This window comes from Cupriavidus sp. GW822-FHT02D05, assembly GCF_058802485.1.
On sequence record NZ_JBXAOE010000008.1, the window covers coordinates 66,919 to 87,261 of the forward strand.

General features: G+C 67.5%; 14 protein-coding genes. 8 read left to right on the forward strand and 6 right to left on the reverse strand.

Going from position 1 to position 20,343, the window contains the following annotated elements:
* The first annotated feature begins 52 nt into the window (after positions 1 to 52).
* From AC1RQK_RS12520 to AC1RQK_RS12555, 8 genes are all read left to right on the forward strand, one after another.
* Positions 53 to 682: an MOSC domain-containing protein gene (locus AC1RQK_RS12520; RefSeq protein ID WP_492809214.1), complete on the forward strand. Its 630-nt coding sequence runs from the start codon at positions 53 to 55 to the stop codon at positions 680 to 682.
* Between the two features lie 198 nt (positions 683 to 880).
* A complete protein-coding gene (locus tag AC1RQK_RS12525) occupies positions 881 to 2,125 on the forward strand; it encodes an efflux RND transporter periplasmic adaptor subunit (protein ID WP_492375460.1) in 1,245 nt (414 codons plus the stop codon).
* 18 nt (positions 2,126 to 2,143) lie between these two features.
* Positions 2,144 to 5,341, forward strand: coding sequence for an efflux RND transporter permease subunit (locus AC1RQK_RS12530; protein WP_492809215.1), 3,198 nt, complete (start codon positions 2,144 to 2,146; stop codon positions 5,339 to 5,341).
* A 281-nt stretch (positions 5,342 to 5,622) separates the two neighbouring features.
* Positions 5,623 to 7,908 carry a TonB-dependent hemoglobin/transferrin/lactoferrin family receptor gene (locus tag AC1RQK_RS12535; protein WP_492809216.1) on the forward strand — a complete coding sequence of 762 codons (2,286 nt, stop codon included), beginning with the start codon at positions 5,623 to 5,625 and terminating at the stop codon, positions 7,906 to 7,908.
* A gap of 21 nt (positions 7,909 to 7,929) precedes the next feature.
* Entirely contained in the window at positions 7,930 to 12,021 is a 4,092-nt protein-coding gene (gene cobN / locus AC1RQK_RS12540) for a cobaltochelatase subunit CobN (RefSeq protein ID WP_492809217.1), read from the forward strand.
* Between the two features lie 6 nt (positions 12,022 to 12,027).
* Positions 12,028 to 12,537: a MotA/TolQ/ExbB proton channel family protein gene (locus AC1RQK_RS12545; protein WP_492375456.1), complete on the forward strand. Its 510-nt coding sequence runs from the start codon at positions 12,028 to 12,030 to the stop codon at positions 12,535 to 12,537.
* Positions 12,534 to 12,854, forward strand: a complete 321-nt coding sequence (locus AC1RQK_RS12550) for a DUF2149 domain-containing protein (RefSeq protein ID WP_441640460.1) — start codon at positions 12,534 to 12,536, stop codon at positions 12,852 to 12,854. The genes AC1RQK_RS12545 and AC1RQK_RS12550 overlap by 4 nt, the downstream gene beginning before the upstream one ends.
* A gap of 52 nt (positions 12,855 to 12,906) precedes the next feature.
* Positions 12,907 to 13,806 (forward strand): ChaN family lipoprotein, encoded by a 900-nt coding sequence (locus AC1RQK_RS12555; RefSeq protein WP_492809218.1) that lies wholly within the window; start codon positions 12,907 to 12,909, stop codon positions 13,804 to 13,806.
* A 14-nt stretch (positions 13,807 to 13,820) separates the two neighbouring features.
* Here the strand turns inward: AC1RQK_RS12555 and AC1RQK_RS12560 are convergent, their stop codons facing one another.
* The 6 genes from AC1RQK_RS12560 to AC1RQK_RS12585 form a co-directional block, all read right to left on the reverse strand.
* Positions 13,821 to 15,314 (reverse strand): dihydrolipoyl dehydrogenase family protein, encoded by a 1,494-nt coding sequence (locus AC1RQK_RS12560; protein WP_492375454.1) that lies wholly within the window; start codon positions 15,312 to 15,314, stop codon positions 13,821 to 13,823.
* 80 nt (positions 15,315 to 15,394) lie between these two features.
* Entirely contained in the window at positions 15,395 to 16,324 is a 930-nt protein-coding gene (locus AC1RQK_RS12565; protein WP_492375453.1) for a patatin-like phospholipase family protein, read from the reverse strand.
* Between the two features lie 55 nt (positions 16,325 to 16,379).
* On the reverse strand, positions 16,380 to 16,820 hold the full coding sequence (locus AC1RQK_RS12570) for a PaaI family thioesterase (protein WP_492375452.1): 441 nt from the start codon (positions 16,818 to 16,820) through the stop codon (positions 16,380 to 16,382).
* A 39-nt stretch (positions 16,821 to 16,859) separates the two neighbouring features.
* Positions 16,860 to 17,918, reverse strand: a complete 1,059-nt coding sequence (locus tag AC1RQK_RS12575) for an AbrB family transcriptional regulator (RefSeq protein WP_492375451.1) — start codon at positions 17,916 to 17,918, stop codon at positions 16,860 to 16,862.
* A gap of 301 nt (positions 17,919 to 18,219) precedes the next feature.
* On the reverse strand, positions 18,220 to 19,734 hold the full coding sequence (locus tag AC1RQK_RS12580; protein WP_006162311.1) for a tripartite tricarboxylate transporter permease: 1,515 nt from the start codon (positions 19,732 to 19,734) through the stop codon (positions 18,220 to 18,222).
* Between the two features lie 16 nt (positions 19,735 to 19,750).
* The gene (locus tag AC1RQK_RS12585) at positions 19,751 to 20,224 is read right to left on the reverse strand and encodes a tripartite tricarboxylate transporter TctB family protein (protein ID WP_492809219.1); all 474 of its coding nucleotides are present in this window, start codon (positions 20,222 to 20,224) and stop codon (positions 19,751 to 19,753) included.
* Positions 20,225 to 20,343 lie beyond the last annotated feature (119 nt).

Below are 20,343 nucleotides of genomic sequence, written 5' to 3' on the forward strand. Positions count from 1 at the left end.
TGTTTGGAAAATCCCGGCGCTAAGATAAAGGACACAGGATCAAGGAGACGGCATGAGCACATCCAACGGCATGCGCCTCATCGCCATCAGCGTCGGCAAGGCGGTCCCGCTCGTCGTGGCGGCGGTGGGCACCGAGGCGGTGGTGATGTCCGGCATCCGCAAGCATCCGCTCAGCACCTTGCTGCACCCGCTGTCGGTGGCGGTGCGTCCGCTGGGGCTGGCGGGTGACGAACAGGCCGACCTGAGCGTGCACGGTGGCCTGGACAAGGCGGTCTACGCCTACCCGGCCGAACACTACGCCTGGTGGAACGCGCGCCGCCGGGAAGCACGGCTGCCCGAGGCCGAGAAGCCGCTCGTGCCAGGCGCCATGGGCGAAAACCTGACCCTGGAGGGCGTGCTCGAGACCGATCTGTGGGTGGGGGATCTGCTGCGCATTGGCGACGTAGTGCTCCAGGTGGAGTCGCCGCGCCAGCCCTGCTACAAGTTCAACGCCGTGATGGGCTACCGCCATGCGATCAAGCATATGGTGCAAAGCGGTTATTCCGGCATTTACCTGAGCGTAGTCACCCCCGGCGATCTCCAGGCCGGCGCCGCGGTGATCATCAAGCCGGGACCGCGCGATGTGTCGATAGAAAGCATCAACGCGCGGCAACGCAATGGCCGCCAGATCCTGCTTTTCTGATAATGTTTGGCTCTCGATACAAGCAAGTATCCCTTCGCGCTGTAATAGTTTGTAATGGCGCGGATTGCATGGGTACTGGCCTTCAACGCCCTTGATCCTGTACTACTAGCGGTTTTCCGCGGCGCGGCACCGGCTTCCCAGAAGGCCGGGCCACGGGGGAGCGGGCGCATTTTGCGCGCACTGTCAGAGAGTCCTCACATGAAAACGAACGGGATCGACCAGGCCAAGGGCTTCGTCGACGCTAAGTGGAGTCCTTCCACGGGTACCGGCAAGGGGGTGTCGCCCTGGTTGCTCGGCGCGGTCTTGATCGCGCTGGCTGCTGGCGGATGGTTCGGCTGGCGTGCCTGGACGGCGCCCAAGCCGGCGGCCAAGGCGCCGCCTGTGGTGGTGGTGGCCACTGCGGTGGTGCAGCAGGGCGACGTGCCGCTGCGGGTGACGGCCAACGGCACAGTGAGCGCGCTCGCCACGGTGGAGATCCGCCCGCAAGTGTCCAGCACCGTGCGCACCGTGCATATCAAGGAAGGCCAGACGGTCAAGCCGGGCGACCTGCTCTTCACGCTCGACACCCGCATGGACGAGGCCAACCTCGCCAAGGCCCAGGCCCAGCTGATGCGCGACCAGGCCGACCTTTCCGATGCCCGCCGCACGCTGGTGCGCAGCAATGAATTGCTGCAGCGCAACTTCATCTCCAAGAGCGCGGTGGATACGGCCCAGGCCAAGGTCGACGGCTTCGAGGCCACCCTGCGCGCCGACCAGGCCGCCATCGAGGCCAGCCGCGTGGCGGTCAGCTACGGCGCCATCCGCGCCACCATCGGCGGGCGCACCGGCGTGATCAACATGTTCCCCGGCTCGCTGGTGATGCCCAACAGCGCCCTGCCGATGGTCACCATTGCCCAGGTGCAGCCGATTGCCGTCACCTTCACCCTGCCCGAGCGCCAGCTCGCCGCGCTGCGCGAGGCGCTGCACGCCGGCCCTGTTGCCGTGACCGCGCTGCCCAACGACGGCAGCAAGACCCCCGTGACCGGCAAGATCAGCTTTGTGGATAACACGGTGGACCCGCAGTACGGCAGCATCCGCATCAAGGCGCAGTTCGACAACGACGAGCAGCGCCTGTGGCCCGGGACGTATGCCAACGTGGACGCCGTGGTGCAGACCTTGAAGAACGCGCTGTCGGTGCCGCCGCAGGCGGTGGTGACGGGGCCGGAAGGCCGCTTTGTCTACGCGGTGCAGGCGGACAACCGCGTCAAGCCGATGCCGGTGAAGGTGCAAGTCTCCACCGCCAGCGCCGCCGTGATCGACGGCGTGCCGCCCGGCACGCGCGTGGTGGTGGAAGGCGCGCAGAACCTGCGCGCCGGCAGCATGGTGCGGGAAGCGACGCCCGCGGCCAAGGCTGGCGCGGCAAGCGCTGCCGCCGCCGATGCGAACGCCAATGCCAAGCATTGAGCCCAGGGCACTGACACCATGACCCTGTCCGAGCTTTGTATCCGCCGCCCGGTGATGACGATCCTGCTGTGCCTGGCAGTGATCGTCACCGGCATTGCGCTCTACCCCACCATCCCGATCGCGGCGTTGCCGTCGTTCAACTCGCCGGTGATCCAGGTCACGGCCACCTTGCCCGGGGCCAGCCCCGAGACCATGGCGGCCTCGGTGGCGACCCAGCTGGAAAAGCAGTTCGCCACCATTCCCGGCGTGTCGGTGATCAGCTCGTCGAACACGCTCGGCAACTCCAGCATCACCATCGAGTTCAACAACGACCGCGACATCGACGCCGCGGCCGTGGACGTGCAGGCGGCGCTGTTCCGCGCGCAGCGCGCGCTGCCGATCGAGATGACGGTGCCGCCGTCGTACCGCAAGGTCAACCCGGCCGATGCGCCGGTGCTGCTGCTGGCGATCAACTCGCCGGCCATGAGCCTGGCCGAGCTCAACGCCTTCGGCGACAACCTGATCTCGCCTAGCCTGGCCACCTTGCCAGGCGTGGCGCAGGTGCAGGTATTCGGGCAAAAGCGTTTCGCCGTGCGCGTGCGCGCCCACCCGGACGCGCTTGCCGCGCGCGGCCTCACGCTGGATGAGCTGGCCACGGCGCTGAACCGTGCCAACGCCAATACACCGGTCGGCACGCTGGACGGCGCGCGCCAGACGCTCACCATCCAGGCCAACCGCCAGCTTGCCAGCGCCGACGCGTTCCGCAACATCATCGTGGCCAGCCAGCCCAGCGGCGCGCTGGTGCGGCTGTCTGACGTGGCCGATGTGGAAGACAGCGTCGAGACCATCAAGACCGGCAGCTGGCTCAACAACGAGCGCTCGATCGTGCTGGCCGTGCTGCGCCAGCCGGATGCCAATACGGTGGCGGTGGTGGACGCCATCAAGAACGCGCTGCCGCGCCTGATCCAGCAGATGCCGGATTCGGTCAACGTGGCGGTGGTCAACGACCGCTCGCAGTCGATCCGCGAATCCATCCACGATGTGCAGTTCACGCTGGCCCTGACCGTCGGGCTGGTGGTGATGGTGATTTTCCTGTTCCTGCGCCGCGCCGCCGCCACGCTGATTCCGACCGTGTCGCTGCCCATCTCGCTGATCGGCACGGTGGCGCTGATGAAGGCCTTCGGCTACAGCCTGGACAATGTGTCGCTGCTGGCCATCACGCTCGCCGTGGGTTTGGTGGTGGACGACGCCATTGTGATGCTGGAGAACATCGTGCGCCATATCGAGGAGGGCGTGCCGCCGCTCAAGGCCGCGCTGGTCGGCTCGCGCGAGATGGGTTTCACCATCCTCTCGATCTCGATCTCGCTGGTGGCGGTGTTCATCCCCATCTTCTTCATGCCGGGCGTGATCGGCTTGCTGTTCCACGAGTTCGCAGCGGTGGTGTCGCTGGCCATTCTGGTATCGGCGCTGGTGTCGCTCACGCTGATCCCGATGCTGTGCGCGCGCTTCCTGTCGGCCGAGAACGTGCCGATCGATGAGTCGCAACATGCCTATGGCGACCACGCGGATGCCGGCCATGCGCCGGCCATCGTGCAGAAGCAGACCATCGGGCTGCGCTCCACCCAGTGGTTCGAGAACCTGTTCGAATTCACGCTCCACCGCTATGCGCGCGGGCTTGACTGGTGCCTGGCGCACCGCAAGTCGGTGCTGGCGGTGGCCGGCCTGACCTTCGTGCTGACCGCGGTGCTGTTCGTGATGATCCCCAAGGGCTTCTTCCCGGAAGAAGACATCGGGCAGATCCAGGTCAATGCCGAAGGCCCGCAGGATATTTCCTTCGACGCCATGGCCGAGCGCCTGCGCGATGCGGCCGAGCGCATGCGCAAGAACCCGGCGGTGCGCAGCATCGTGATCTCGATCGGTGGCGGGCCCTCCCCCGCCATCAACACGGGCCGCATGTTCATCGAGCTCAAGCCGCTGGGCGAGCGCCCCAAGATGGCCAAGGTGGTCGAGTCCCTGCGCAAGGACGTCTCGGGCATCGCCGGCCTGGCGGTCTACTTCTCGCCGGTGCAGAACCTGCGCCTAGGCGGGCGCCAGAGCAAGAGCCGCTACCAGTACACGCTGCAAAGCGTGAAGGCCGGCCAGCTGCAGGAGTACTCCGACAAGCTGATGGGCAAGATGCGCGCCGATCCGCTGTTCCGCGATGTCACCAGCGATTCGCAGCAGTCGGGCCTGGAAGCGCAGCTGTCGATTGACCGCGACAAGGCCAACGCGCTGGGCGTGCAGATCCAGGACGTGCGCCAGGCGCTGTACTCCGCCTTTGGCGAGCGCCAGGTGTCGACCATCTACACGCCGATCGACAACTACTACGTGATCCTGCAGGCGGCCGACATTGACCGCGCCGACGAGACCGCGTTCTCCAAGATCTACGTGCGCAGCAAGACCGGGCAGATGGTGCCGATCTCCGCCTTCGCTACTACCGAGCGCCGGGTCGGGCCGATTGCCGTGAACCACCAGGGCCAGCTGCCCTCGGTGACGGTGTCGTTCAACCTCGCGCCGGGCGCGGCGCTGGGCGCGGCCTCCGCCAAGATCGATGGCTACAAGCAAGAGATCGCCATGCCGGGTTCGATCTTCACGAGCTGGGGCGGCGACGCGGCGGTGTTCCAGTCGTCCCAGGCTACGCAGGTGCTGCTGCTGGTGGCGGCGCTCGCGGTGATCTACACGCTGCTGGGCGTGCTGTACGAGAGCTACATCCATCCGCTGACCATCCTGGCCGGCCTGCCGTCGGCGGCCGTCGGCGCGTTGCTGACGCTCTTTATCTTCGACGTGGAGCTGTCTCTGATCGCCACCATCGGCGTGCTGATGCTGATCGGCATCGTCAAGAAGAACGCCATCATGATGATCGACTTCGCGCTGGCGGCGCAGCGCGAGCAGGCCATGGCCCCGGCGCGCGCGATCCGGCAGGCCTGCCTGCTGCGCTTCCGCCCGATCATGATGACGACCTTCGCCGCCGTGATGGGCGCGCTGCCGCTGGCGCTTGGCCTGGGCGCGGGCGCCGAGCTGCGCCAGCCGCTGGGCCTGGCGGTGGTGGGCGGCCTGCTGTTCTCGCAGGTGATCACGCTGTTCATCACGCCGGTGATCTATCTGGCGCTCGATCGGTTCTCGGGCACCGGCCCGCTGCAGATCGACGACGAAGGCAATCGCCTGCCGGCCTTGGTGGGCGGGGAGGCCGCGCACTGAGCGTGCTGCCGTAGCCAATCGCGACGCCTCGGGGGCGGTGCCGTATCGGTCGGCACCGCCCTTTTTGTTTCGGCTTCGTTGCAGCAGTGCCACGACTCGCGGCGCTTCGTGCGCAGGAGCATGGATTGTGGTGATCCATGCTTTACAAATGGTTACTTATTGATAATAATTCGCATTCTCAATAATGCGTGACCGGGTTCGCCGAGCCACGCCTGACCACGCGAGCGAGCCACAGTTTTCGCACTAGCCAGCCAGCGTTTCGCTTTCTTTAGGGAAAATCCATGAAACGCCGCTGTCTGGCGCGCTTGCGCGCCTCTGCCTCTATCCGAGTCGCGCCCATCGCCGCCGTCTGCGCCGCCCTTGGTGGCCCTGCCCTGGCTGCCGAGCCGGCCGCCGACCCGGCCCGCCACTTAAGCGAGGTGGTGGTCACCGCCACGCGCACCGAGGAGCGTGCCGACGCCGTTGCCTCCACCATCACCGCCATCGACGCCAGCCGGATCGAACGCGCCCAGCCCGTTGACGAGACCGCCCTGTTCGCCGATGAGCCTGATATCGACGTGCCCCGCGACCGTCGCCGCTTTGGCGCCGGCAGCATCAATATCCGCGGCATCGAAGACAACCGTGTGCTGCTGATGGTCGACGGCGTGCGCCTGCCCGACTACTACAACGGCGGCGGCCCCTCCAACCTGTCCAGCGCCACGCGCGACGCGCCCGAGTTCTCCTTCCTCAAGCGGGTCGAGGTGCTGCGCGGGCCGGCTTCCAGCCTGTACGGCTCGGACGCCATCGGCGGCGTGGTGTCGTACGTCACCAAGGATCCCGAGGACATCATGCGCGGGCGCGCGGTGGGTGGCGAAGCCGGCCTGTCGTGGAACGGCATCGACCGCAGCTTCGGCCAGACCGCGGGCGTGGCTGGCGGCAACGAGACCATCAAGGGCTTGTTCATGTACGCGCACCGCAAGGGGCACGAAGTGCAGAGCATGGGCGGCAACGACACCACGTCGACCGGCCGCACCAAGGCCAATCCGCAGAACAGCGAGACCAACGCGTGGCTCGGCAAGATCGTGCTCGACCCCGCCGCGGGCCATCGCTTCAAGCTGACTTACGAGCATCGCGACAACGACACCTTCACCGATATCCGCCGGCTGTCCACGGCGCTGCCGCGCGTGACCTCCGCCAGCGGCACCGAAGACCTGTCGCGCAACCGCGTCAGCCTGGACTACGAATGGAAGCCGGCCAGCCGCGTCATCGATCGCCTGAGCGCGGCGGTGTTCTACCAGGAGAGCGAGTCCAACACCGTGACCAACCAGGTGCGCAGCCGCACCAGTTCGGGTTGCTCGGGCTCCACGGCGGGCAGCAGCCTGTGCGACGTGAACCTGCTGTTCGGCTTCCGCCAGCAGCAGACCGGCTTCAACGTGCAGGCCGACAAGTCGTTCAACACCGGCATTGTTGGCCACCGCCTGATCACCGGCGTGGACTTCCTGCGTACCCAGACCAGCGAGATGCGCGACGGCACCACCTACAACCGCACCACCGGCGTGGTGTCCAAATCGCTGGCCGGCGACAACTTCCCGATCCACGATTTTCCCAAGGGCGAAACGCGCCAGACCGGCATCTTCGTGCAGGATGAACTGCAGTTCGCCGGCGGCCGCTTCACGCTCACGCCGGGCATGCGCTTTGACCACTACTCGCTCGGCCCGGATGACGACAAGCTCTACAACAGCGTGGCCTCCAAGCCCGCCATCAGCAAGAGTGATTCGGCACTGTCGCCCAAGCTCTCCGCGCTGTGGCAAGCCACCGACCGCATCAACCTGTGGGCCCAGTACGTATTCGGATACCGCGCGCCCAACTACCAGGAGATCAACGGCAGCTTCCGCAACACCATCCAGGGCTACGGCGCCGCGCCCAATGGCGACCTGAACCCGGAGAAGAGCCGCTCGTTCGAAATCGGCGCGCGCTATACGGATGAGCGCGTGCAGACCAGCGTCGCGGTGTTCGACAACCGCTACAAGGACTTCATCGAGCAAGTCGCGCTGCGCTGCCCGTCGGACCCCGCTTGTCTTGCCGGCCTGCGTGCGACGTACCAGTACCGCAACCAGAGCAGCGTGCGCATCTACGGCGCCGAGTGGCGCGGCAGCTACCGCTTCCTGCCGCAATGGCGCGTGGACAGCGCGGTGGCCTACGCGCACGGCAATAACGAGCAGACCGGCCAGCCCCTCAACAGCGTCTCGCCGCTGCGCGCCAGCGCCGCGCTGACGTGGGAGCGCGGCAGCAGCAGCCAGGGCCAGGGCGCCAGCCTGCGCTGGCGCGGCGCGCGCACCGTGACGCGCACCGACGACACCTCGTTCGCCTACTTCAAGCCGGGCGGCTATGGCGTGGCCGACATCCAGGGCTGGTGGCGCTTTAACCGCTACGCCAGCCTGGTGCTGTCGGTGAATAACGTGTTCGACAAAAAGTACTGGCTGTGGGGCGATGTGCGCCAAGGCAGCGTGGCCGCCAGCGAGCCGGGCCTGGACTTCTACACGCAGCCAGGACGTACCTTTGCCGCCAGCGTGAAGCTGTCGTTCTGACCGGAGGCGAATCGACCCGACATGTCCCCACAAGATAAGACCAAGATGCGGTTTCTCCGCGCGTTGTGCCTGCTGTGGATAACCTGGCTGGTGCTCGGCATGCAGCCAGCGTCGGCAGCGCCGCGCATCGCGGTGCTGACCACCTCGCCGGTGCCCGCTGGCAAGTTCGAGCCGCTGCAGGTCATGGCGCGCGCACACGGCATGACGCTGGACGCGCGCTACCTGGAGCGCATGAGCGCGCAGGATATCGCGCCGTTTATCGACGGCGCCGGCCTGCTGATCCTGGACGCGCCGCGCGACCACATCGTCACCGAGATGCTGGCCAAGCTCGGGCCGCTGTGGACCCATGCGCGCGTGCCGCGCCTGCTGATTGCCACTGACCGCTTCGATGCGCACGGCGTGGATAGCGCGCTGGGCGCGAAGCTGCAGGCGTACTACGTCAACGGCGGCCGCGCCAACTTCGACGCGATGATGCGCACACTGGCCGCGCAGCAGTTCAAGCTGCACGCGGACAACGCCATTCCCGCGCCGGTCGTTTTCCCCAAGGCCGCTTACTACCATCCGCGGCTCGCCAGCGTGGTCACCGCATCGCCAGACGACGCGCTCAAGGTGTCCGGCCATGCGGGCGAGCCGGTGATCGGCGTCGCCATCCACCAGGCCTACGTGTCGGGTCTGGACAGCGCCTTCATCGACGACCTGATCACGCGCATCGAAGCGCGCGGCGCGCGTGCGCTGGTGTTCTACAGCGGCGTCATGGATGCGCACGGCGTGCTGCGCATGGCCGCGCCCGGCGGCAAGCGCATCATCGACGTGCTCATCAACGGCCAGATCATGCTCAACGCGGCAGGCCGCAAGGCGGAGTTCGAGGCGCTCGGCATCCCGGTGCTGCAGGTCATGCCTTATCGCAAGGGCGACGCGCAGGACTGGGAGCGCGACCCGCACGGCATCAGCCTGACCGACACGCCCTTCTACCTCGTGCAGCCCGAGCTGGCCGGGGTGAGCGATCCCATGCTGGCCGCCGCCACCTCGCACAAGGACGGCAGCATCGTCAGCCTGCCGGCGCAGCTCGATGCCGTGGCGGACAAGGCGCTGGCGCTCACGCGCCTGCAGCGCACGCCGAACGCCGACAAGCGCGTGGCGATCCTGTTCTACAACTATCCGGCGAGCGAGAAGAATCTGTCGGCATCGTTCCTCAACCTGCCGCGCAGCCTGTCGTCCACGCTGGCCGCATTGCATGCGGCCGGCTACCGTACCGACGCTGCGGATGCGCTCACGCTGCAGCGCGACCTGGGCGCGTTGCTCGCGCCCTTCTACCGCGATGGACAGCTTGCCGCGCTGCTCGACGCGGATCGCGCGGTGTGGATGCCGATGGCGCAATACCGCCGCTGGTACGACGCGCAACCCGCTGCGTTTCGCGCCGAGGTCAGCGCGCGCTGGGGCGAACCCGAAGCCTCGTCGATGGCGATCAGGCGCAACGGCGTGGCCGGCTTCGCCATCCCGCGCCTGCAGCTCGGCAACGTGGCGCTGATGCCGGTACCGCCACGCGGCGAGCGCGACGAAGCCGCCGAGAAAGCGCTCTATCACTCCACCAAGACGCCGCTTAGCCATTTCTACATGGCGGCCTACCTGTGGGCGCGCGAAGGGCGCGAGGCGCTGGTGCACTACGGCACCCACGGCACGCAGGAATGGACGCCGGGCAAGGAGCGCGGCCTGTCCGTGACCGACCAGCCCTACCTGGTGCTCGGCAGCGTCCCGGTGATCTATCCCTACATCGTCGATGACGTGGGCGAGGCGCTGCAGGCCAAGCGCCGCGGCCGCGCCACCATCGTCAGCCACCAGACGCCGCCGTTCAAGCCGGCGGGCCTGCACACCGATCTGTCGGCGCTGCACGACCAGTTGCACAACTACCTGCAACAGGACGACGGCGCAGTGAAGGACACGCTGCGCGAGGACGTCCTCAAGCGCAGCGCGCGCATGCACCTGCTCGACGACATGGGCTGGCCGCAAGCGCGCGCGAGCGCGCAGTTTGCCGAATACCTCGACGCGCTGCACACGCATCTGCACGAGCTCGCCGGCGCATTGCAGCCCTACGGCCTGCATACGTTCGGCCAGTCGCAGGATCCCGAGCTGCGGCTGTACACGGTGATGGCCATGCTCGGGCAACCGTGGCTCAAGCGCGTGTTTCCCGACGAGCCGGAAGAACTGTTCGCGCTTGACTACAAACAGCTCGCGCAATCGGCGCCGTACGCCATGCTGCGCAAGTACGTGATCGACGGTGCGTCGTTGACCAACCTTGCCGACGCCAAACAGCGCGAAGACATGCAGCGTGCCCGCACGCTGTACGCCAGCCTGGACGCCGCGCCGGAGAGCGAATCCATCCTCACCGCGCTGGCTGGCCGCTATGTGCTGGCCGGCACCGGCGGCGACCCGGTGCGCAATCCCGACGCACTGCCGACCGGGCGCAACCTGTATGGGTTCGATCCCTCGAAGGTACCGAGTCGCGAAGCGTGGCAGGCCGGCCAGGCCGCGGCCCAGAGCATGATTGCCGACTGGCGCAAGCGCAACGGAAAGTGGCCCACCAAGCTGGCTTTCTCGCTGTGGAGCGTGGAGACCATGCGCCATCAGGGCATGCTGGAGGCGCAGGCGATGGCCGCCATGGGCGTCCGCCCGAAGTGGGACGGCGGCGGCCGCGTGGTCGGCGTGGAAGCGATTCCCGCCGCCGAGCTCAGGCGGCCGCGCGTGGACGTGGTGCTGTCCGCGACCGGCCTCTATCGCGATCACTTCCCCAACCTGATCAAGTGGCTGGCCGAAGCGGTCAAGCTCGCCGCCGCGCAGCCCGAGCCCGACAACGCCGTTGCCGCCAGCACGCGCGCGCTCAGCGCGCGGCTGGCGCAACGCAAGGCCGCGGACATGACCCCGGAGCGCATCGAGTCGCTGGCGCTCACGCGCATCTTCGCCAGCGAAACCGGCAACTATGGCACGGGACTGAACGACGCTACGCTGGCCAGCGACAGCTTCGGCAGCGGCAAGGAAGCGGACGCCAAGCTGGCCAAGCTTTATCTCGAGCGCATGCAATACGGCTATGGGCCCGACGAGAAGACGTGGGGCGAGAAACTGCCACAACTGAATCTCTACGCGGAGAACCTCAAGGGCGTGGAAGGCGCGCTGCTGGCGCGCAGCTCCAACTTGTACGGCATGCTGACCACCGACGATCCTTTCCAGTATCTCGGCGGCATCGGCCTGGCCGTGCGCCACCTGACGGGCAAGGCGCCGGAGCTGCTGATCTCCAACCTGCGCGACGCCAACAACGCGCGCACGCAGACGGCGGCATCGTTCCTCGCCACCGAGCTGCGCACGCGCTACTTCCATCCCGGCTGGATCGAAGGCATGAAGGCCGAGGGCTATAGCGGCGCGCTCAATGTGCTCGATACCGTCAACAACTTCTGGGGCTGGACCGCGGTCGCGCCGGAGATTGTGCGCGACGACCAGTGGACCGAGTTCGCCGAGGTCTACGTCAAGGACAAGCACAAGCTCGGCCTGGACGCATGGTTCGAGAAGAACGCGCCGCAGGCCCAGGCACAGGTGATCGAGCGCATGCTGGAAGCCGCACGCAAGGGCTACTGGGGGGCCGATCCCGAGATGCTCAAGACGCTGGCCGACAGGTGGCAGGCGCTGTCGCAGCGGCACGATATCCGCAGCGACAACCGCAGCTTCAATCGCTACGTGCAGCAGCAGGCCACGGCGCCCGGCGCCGCGGGCTATGGCACGCAGGCTCCGGCGGCACCGCCCGCCGGCGCACCGGCAGCAGCAGCCCCGCAGGCGGCACCGCGTCCTGCTCAGCAGCAAGCGCAGCCCAAACCCAAGCCGCAGCCCGAGCTGCAACCCGAGCCGCAACCCGAGCCGCAACCCGAGCCCAAGGCACAGCCGCAAACGGTGCCGGTGCAAGGCATGCAACTGGTAGAGAAAACGCCGCCCGCGGCGGCTCTCGTGCCCGTGCTGTCGTGGCTTGCCGGCGGCATCGCACTGGCCGGCGCCATGCTTGGCGGCGCCCTCAGCGCGCGCCGCCGCGCTGGCGCTGCGCCCTTCGTCCAAAAACAATCCGAAACCCGCTGAGGCATCATGACTCCTACCCTGCTTGAAACCCTGATGTACGACGTCGGCCAGTTGTTCCTGTTTCCGACGCTGGCCCTGATCGGGCTGCTGTTCCTGTACGCCTTCTGGGCGCTCGGCGAGTTCATCACGCAAGGCTGGCAACGCCGCCGCCACGGCATCGAGACGGGACGCGGCTATGTGCTGGTAGCGTTCGCGCTGCGCCACCGCATCCAGGACCCGGACACGCTTGACGTGACCGCGCACCGCCTGCTGGAGTGGCCGCGCATTGCCACGCGCGTCGCGCCGATGCTGGGACTGGTGGCCACCATGATCCCGATGGGTCCCGCGCTCAAGGGCTTGTCCGGCGGCAACCTCGCCAACGTGGGCGAGAACCTCACCATCGCGTTTTCCGCGGTGATTCTCGCGCTGATCGCTGCCAGCATCACCTTCTGGGTGGTCAACGTGCGCCGCCGCTGGCTCGCCGAGGAGCTGGTGTGGCTGGGCAAGCATCAACCGCAATGGGAGGTCGGCGCATGAAGTTCCTGGAGGAGAGCGAGGCCGACGATCCCATCCTGTCGGTGGTCAACCTGATCGACGTGTTCCTGGTGGTGATCGCCGCGTTGCTGGTGGCCATCGCGCAGAACCCGATGAACCCGTTTACGCACGCGGACGTCACCATCATCACCAATCCCGGCAAGCCCAACATGGAGATCGTCTCCAAGCAAGGCGAGAAGGTCGTGCGCTACCAGGCCAGCGGCCAGGTCGGCAGCGGCGACGGCACCAAGGCCGGCGTGGCGTACCGGTTGCAGGACGGCTCGATGGTGTATGTGCCGGAAGCCGCGGCCGCGCAGTAAAACTGCGCAATAATGAGCACGAGCGAGCCATCGCAACCAGGATTACTTAGCCATGCAGATTCGTCACAGCGTTGCCAGCCTAGCCAGCTTTGTCCCTACCCGCGCCGCCGGACTGGCGCTCGCGGCCGCCATGTTCGCCGCGCTCGCCGGTTGCGCGGGCACGCCGCCTGCCGCCGTGGCTGGCGATGTCGCGCATCAGTTCACCGGCAAGACCTACGTGCTGCTGGGCGAGGTCCACGACAACGCCGATGGGCAAAAGCGGCGCCTGCTGGCGTTGTCGGACGCACTGGCGGCCGGTTGGCGCCCGGCCATCGCGATGGAACAGTTCGACCGCGAGCGCCAGGCCGATATCGACCGCGCCCGCCGCGAGCGGCCCGGCGACGCGGCGTATGTCGTGGCGCAGGCGGGTGGCAAGAGCTGGCAGTGGGAGCTTTACACGCCGGTAGTGGCGCTGGCCTTGCGCTACGACCTGCCGCTGGTGGCGGCCAACCTGTCGCGCGCGGATGCGGGCAAGATCATGCGCGGCGGGCTGGATGGCGTGTTCGATGCGACGCAGCGCAAGCGCCTCGGCCTCGCCGCGCCGTTGCCCGCGGACGTGGTGACCGAGCAGACCGCGGTGCTCGACCGTGGCCACTGCGGCAATTTCCCCAAGGCCATGCTGCCCGGCATGCTGGACGCGCAGGCCGCGCGCGATGCGGTAATGGCTGCCTCCATGCGTGAATACGCCGACCGCGGCGCCGTGCTGATCGCCGGCAACGGCCACGTGCGGCGCGATGTGGGCGCGCCGCGCTGGCTCGCCGCCGAGCCGGGCGCGATCTACAGCGTGGGTTACCTGGAGCAGGCCAGCGGCCGCGAGATCGGTGCCTATGACCGCGTGGTGCTGGTGCCGGTGCACAAGCGGCCCGATCCGTGCGAGGGCGCCAAGCCGGCGGCGATGGCCGAGCCGGCCTGAATCCGGCGGCGCGCCTAGCCGAACAGCTCCTCGGCCACGGTGGGATGCAGCTGCACCGTGGTCTGCAGGTGTGACAGCTTTACCCCGAGCCGCACCGCCACGGCAAACGCCTGCATGATCTCGGCGGCGGCATTGTCCATCATGTGCGCGCCCAGCACGCGCCCGCTGCGCGCATTCACCACCAGCTTGACCATGGACGCCTGCTCGCTGCCGGCAAAGCGATTCTCCAGCGAGACGAAGCGGCGCACCACGGTGTGGATGCGCTCGGGCTTGCCAGCTGCCTCGATGGCCGCCTGCTCCGTCAGTCCCACGCTGCCGATGGCCGGCTCGCAGAACACCGCCGTTGGCACCAGGTCGAAATCCGCGCGGTCGCCGCGGCGGCCGAACAGGCGGTCGGCCAGCCAGCGGCCCTGAGCGCCGGCCACCGGCGTGAGGTGCAGGCCGTCGATGACATCGCCAATGGCATGGATCGAGCGCACCTTGGTGCGGAACGAGCGGTCCACCTGGATGCCGCCCTTCTGCGTTTTCGCGATGCCCAGCCCCTCCAGGCCTAGCCCATCCCAATGCGGGTCGCGCCCGATAGCCGCCAGCGCGGCCTGCGCGCGCACGGTCTGGATGCGGTCCTTGCCGTTGCCATTGTTGCCGCCGTCCGCGCGATCCGCGCCATTGCCATGCTGCCGGTAGCACACGTCAATGGCGCCGTTGGCCTGGTTCAGCAGCGTCACCTCGGCATTGAAATGCAGGCGCACGCCCTTGGCGGTGAGCGCCTCGGCCAGCGCCTCGGCCACTTCGTGGTCAAAGCGCGCCAGCAGGCGCGCCTCGCGCACCAGCATCTCCACCTTGACGCCATAGCGCGACAGGATCGAGGCTTGCTCCACCGCCACATAGCCGCCACCGATCACCACCAGCGAGGCTGGCAGGCTTTGCCAGGTGAAGATGTCGTCGGAGGTGCAGGCCAGCTCGCCACCCGGCACCGGCAACGCGCGCGGCCGTGCGCCGGTGGCAATCAGGATGCGTTTGGCGCGGATGGTCTCGGCGCCCACCTGTACCTGCTCGGCGGCGCTCACCGTGGCGTCGCCGCGTAGCAGTTCCACGCCGGCTTGCTGCAGCCGGTGCGTGTAGGCCACGTGCAGCCGCGCCATCTCGGCGTTGACGCGCACAATGGCATCGCTCCAGTCTTCCTTGCCGCCGGTGTGCGAAAGGCAGCCTGACAGTACCGCCGCGAGGCTGGCACCATACGAGAGCATTTTCTTGGGCACGCAGCCCCGGTTGATGCAGGTGCCGCCGATCTCGTCGCGCTCCACCAGCACCACGCGCGCGCCCAGCGTGGCCGCGCGCCGCGCAGCCGCCACGCCGCCCGAGCCGGCACCGATCACCACGAAATCCGCTTCGCGCTGCGCGCCGGCCTTGCGCTTGCCACGACGGGGGACTTGCTCGACAGCCTGCTCGGTGCTGGCCCTGCGGGCGCTCTGACGCTCGGTCGTGGATCTTGCCTGGCGTTTCGTCATCAATGCCTCCAGTAGCGGCGCGAAGGCCGCATTGCACATCGTGATGACGGAGCCGCGAGCACGGCCGGCGCGCGGGAGCGCTACCCGGCGGTGCCAAGCTCCGTCTTCATGACAGACGGCCAGTCACGCAAAAAGGTTTCCCCGTCACGCCGGCCGAGTTCGTAGGCACCGATCATCGCGCCGGGCTGGGTGTAGTCCCAGCTCGAGATCGGTACCCGTTGCGAAGGTTGCAGGTAGAGCCGGCGCTGCACGCCATGTTGCAGGACAAAGCGGCGCGGGCGCGGATAGAGCCGCGTCACCAGCACCAGCACGTTGCCGGGCGTTGCGTCGAGCGCGTCGACCGGCACATTGTCGACCATGCCGCCATCCAGCACGGGCCGGCCGTCGCGCCGCAGCACCGGCGTGAAGGGCGGGGTCGAGGACGATTGCAGCAGCAGGTCCGCCAGCTGCTCGGGCGAGCCGCAGTCCTGCGCGCGCACGAACTCGGGATGAAACCCTAGCTTGCGGCCCAGGCGCGGGTGCAAGGTCTTGAGCCAGTGCTTCTCGATGTTGTAGGCGACCAGCCCGGCCATCACCGCTAGCCGCGGGCCGCTCCAGCGCGGGATGTGGGCCACGCCGATGCGGATCTCCGGCGCCGTCTGCAGGTTTGCCAGGCGGCCCTCGCCGAAGATGTTCAGCAATGCGGTGCGGTAGATGCCGTAATGCGGAAACACGCGTTGCTTGCTCAGCAGGTTGCCCCAGTACGCATTGCGCCGGTTGCCGGCAAGCACCTGGCCGTAGTACGCCATCACCTGGCGGGAGTCGTGCGTATAGATCATGCACGCCGTGGCGGCCCCGGCCGAGATCCCCGTGATCACGCGCGGGCGCAGCCCCAGCTCGGGCGCCACCGTATCCCACCAGCCTGCCTGCCACCAGCAGCGGTTGCCGCCGCCGGCAAACACCACCTGGTCGAACGGCGAGGCGGCGGCGGGCTGGATGGGGGCAGGCGTCAGGCTGCGGGGCTCATGCATGGAGATGGCTTGGGAGATTGCGTGCAATTTGGCGTGCAATTGGGTGATGCGCCGCTCACAGCAGCGCGTAAGTGGTAGTGGCCTGCACGGCCAGCTTGCCATCGGTGCCGGTCAGCTCGATTTCGCCGAACACCACGGTCTTGCCCAGGCGCAGCACATTGGCGCGCACCAGCACGTCGCCCTCGATCACCGGGCGCATGAAGTTGGTGGTGAGCGTGACAGTGGTCATCGGCCTGAAGGCGCCAAGTGCATTGGCGATGGCCACGATCATGGCAGTATCGGCCGCGGACATCAGCACCTGGCCGCACACCACGCCACCCGCATGGCGAAATGATTCGTCAAAAGGCAGGCGCAGCGTTACGCCCTGCGCATCAACGTGCTCGGCACGCAGCCCGAGCTGGCGCACCCATGGCGCCAGTACCCGCTGCAGGGTGTGGTCGATATCGGCAAGCGTGAAGCCGGATTCCGGCGTTGGTACTAGCGTTGGCTCTGGCATGGCACGCCCGTTTGTCTGGGATGGGGCCGGGCCAGGTTGCTATTCCGTCTCCTGCGGCGCGGCACGATGTTTGAGCCAATGATACAGGGGGCCGGTGCACAGCACCACGAAGGCCATCCGGATCACGTGGAAGGCGGTGACCAGGGGCACGCCAAGCTCCAGCACCTTGGCCGTGATGCACATCTCGGCGATGCCGCCGGGCGTGGTGCCGAGGATGGCGGTGGCGGGATGCACGCCGGACAGTGCCGACAGGCCCCAGCCAAACAGCGCGGAGAGCACCAGCGCCGCCAGCGTGTACACCGCCACGCCGCCGAGAAAGCGTGGCGCGGTATGGAGGAAGTCGCGCGAGAAGCGCGCGCCCAGCGACACGCCGATCATCAGCTGGCCGGCGCGGCTCATCCACGTGGGGATGGCGGACAGCTCGAAGCCCGAGGCGGTCAGCACGGCGGCTGCCAGCAGCGTGCCGATCACGAAGGGATTGGGCAGGTTGAAGCGCTTGAGCACCAGCGCCACGCTGACCGTGATCGCGATCAGCACGGGCAGCCACAGGTAGTCCACCGTGCGTGGCCCGGGCACGTATGGGTCAAGCCCGTGGATACCGCCGTACTGGAACAGCGCGGGCACGGCCACCACCACCATCAGCACGCGCAGCGAATGCGCAGCCGCCACCTGGTCGATGCGCGCGCCGTTGCGCTCGGCCAGGTTGGCCATCTCCGACGCGCCGCCGATGGCGGTGGAGAAGTACGCCGTCTTGAACGCCACGCCGGTGGTCTTGCGCAGCAGCCAGGCGCCGCCACAGCCGAGCAGCAGCGCAAACAGCGAGCCCGCGACGATATACGGCAGGAACTCGATCAGCCGCGCCACCACGTCAGATGTGAAGTAAAGCCCGAGCGAGGTGCCAATGGCCCACTGCCCGGCGTTGCGCGCCTGCGTGGGCGCGCGCAGGTCCGCGCCGCGCATGCGCGCGATGGCTACCGCCAGCAGCGGGCCGATCATCCATGGCAGCGGTGTGTGCAGCAGCGTGCAAACGAGCGCGGCGGCCAGGCCGAGCAGCAGCGTCGAGAGGACCGGACGCCAGCGGTGAAGGAGAGAGGGCATGTTGCAGCGGCCTGGCTATTGCGCCAAAGCCATCTGAGATGACGACGGTGTTTACTCCCTCTCCCCTCAGGGGGAGAGGGTTGGGGAGAGGGGTGGCTTAGCTAGGAGCCACGAGAAACGAAGCCCATGGTTTTTTCCGGCATGGCGGCGTAGGCAGCGCCCGCCCTCTCCCCCGGCCCCTCTCCCACAAGTGGGAGAGGGGAGACCACATGCGCAGTGCCAGCCGGGTCAACAGTCAACAAGCAAAAGGCAAAAAGCCCGGCACCCTGGAGTGCCGGGCCTTGCCCGCATTTTGCGCTAATCAACCTGTGGCGTCAGCCACTTTGCCACGCGCTGAGCGCCGGGCCAGCCAGCCCAGGATGCGCGGGATCAGCACCACCGCCACCGTCATGGCCAGGATGGTGGCCGAGATCGGCTGGGTCACGAAGATCGACCAGTCGCCCTGGCTGATCGACAGCGCGTTGCGCAGCTGCTTCTCCGCGATCGGCCCCAGGATCATGCCCACGATCACCGGTGCGGTCGGGAAGTCAAAGCGGCGCATGGCCATGCCCAGCACGCCGATGATGAACAGCAGCAGCAGGTCGAACCACGACTGGCGGATGCCGTAGGCGCCCAGGCCCGCGAAGATCAGGATGCCGCCATACAGCAGCGGCGTGGGGATGCGCAGCATGCGCACCCACAGGCCGATCGCCGGCAGGTTCAGCACCAGCAGCATCACGTTGCCGATGTACAGCGAAGCCAGCAGGCCCCACACCAGGTCGCCCGAAGTCTGGAACAGCATCGGGCCCGGCTGCAGGTTGTAGTTCTGGAACGCCGCCAGCAGGATCGCGGTGGTGTTCGAGGTGGGGATGCCCAGCGTCAGCAGCGGAGCCAGCGTGGCCGTCACGGCGGCGTTGTTGGCGGCCTCGGGGCCAGCCACGCCTTCGATCGCGCCCACCGTGCCGAACTCATCCTTGTGCTTGGACAGCTTCTTCTCGGTGGCGTACGACAGGAAGGTCGGGATTTCCGCGCCGCCGGCCGGGATCAGGCCGAAGGGAAAGCCGATGATGGTGCCGCGGATCCACGCCGGCACCGAGCGCTTCCAGTCCGACTTGGTCATCATGACCGAGCTGAGCTTGTTGAAGCCGCCCGCGGGCTGCGGGAAGAAGGCGTTGAACAACGCCTCGCCCACCGCGAACAGGCCGACCGCGACCACCACGATGTCGATGCCGTCGTACAGCTCCTGCACATTCATCGAGTAGCGCGTCTGGCCCGAGAGCGAGTCCATGCCGATCAGGCCGATGCCCAGGCCCAGGAACAAGCTGGTCATGCCGCGCAGCAGGGATGAGCCCAGCACCGCCGACACCGTGGTGAAGGCCAGCAGCATGATCATGAAGTATTCGCCGGGCCCGAACTGCAGCGCCACGTCGGCCGCGACCGGCGCGAACATCGACAGCAGCACGGTGGCGATGGTGCCCGCGGCGAACGAGCCGATGGCCGCCGTGGCCAGCGCCGGGCCGGCGCGGCCGCTCTTGGCCATCAGGTTGCCTTCCATCGCCGTGACCATGGTCGACGACTCGCCCGGCGTGTTCATCAGGATGGAGGTGGTGGAGCCGCCGTACATGGCGCCGTAGTAGATGCCGGCGAACATGATCAGCGCGGCGGTGGGTTCCACCTTGGCGGTCAGCGGCAGCAGCATCGCTACCGTGAGCGCGGGGCCGATGCCCGGCAGCACGCCGATGGCGGTGCCCAGGAAGCAGCCCACCAGGGCCCACATCAGGTTGATTGGCGTGATGGCGATGGCAAAGCCATGCATCAGCAGGTTAAGCGTATCCATGGATCATCAGCTCCGTTCAGAACCCGGCGACGGGCAGCAACGGCAAATTGATGCCGAGCAGGAATTCAAACAGTGCCCACATCGGCAACGTAATGCACAGGCCAATCAGGGCATCGCGCACAAAGCGCTTGCTGCCGTAGCCACGTGCCACGCAGACCATCAGCAGGGTCGACGCCAGCACAAAGCCCAGCGTGCCGATCAGCGCCATGTTGGCCACCAGGCCGGCAGCCACCCACAGGAAGCCGCGGAAATTGTGCGGGGCGTCGGGCAGTTCGGCGTCTTCTTCCGGCATATTGCGAAAGCCGCCGCGAACGCCTTGCCAGGTCAGCGCCGCGCCGCATGCGGCCAGGCCGATGGCAACCAGCGTGGGCATGAAGCGTGGCGACAGGCCGGCATAGCCCTCGTCGCCGGAGATGCCCGACAGGCCGACGAAGTAGAAGGCGGAGAGCAGCAATACGGCAATGCCGATCGCCAGGTGTGAGGGTTTCATGATTGGAAGTGGCTCCTTCAAGCGGTGCCTGCGGCCGTGTTGTCCGGCCCTTGGCGTCCCGCGGTTTGTCGTCCCCGCTTAAGGCGGGGGCCCGGCGATGTGTAGTTTGGTTTTTAGGT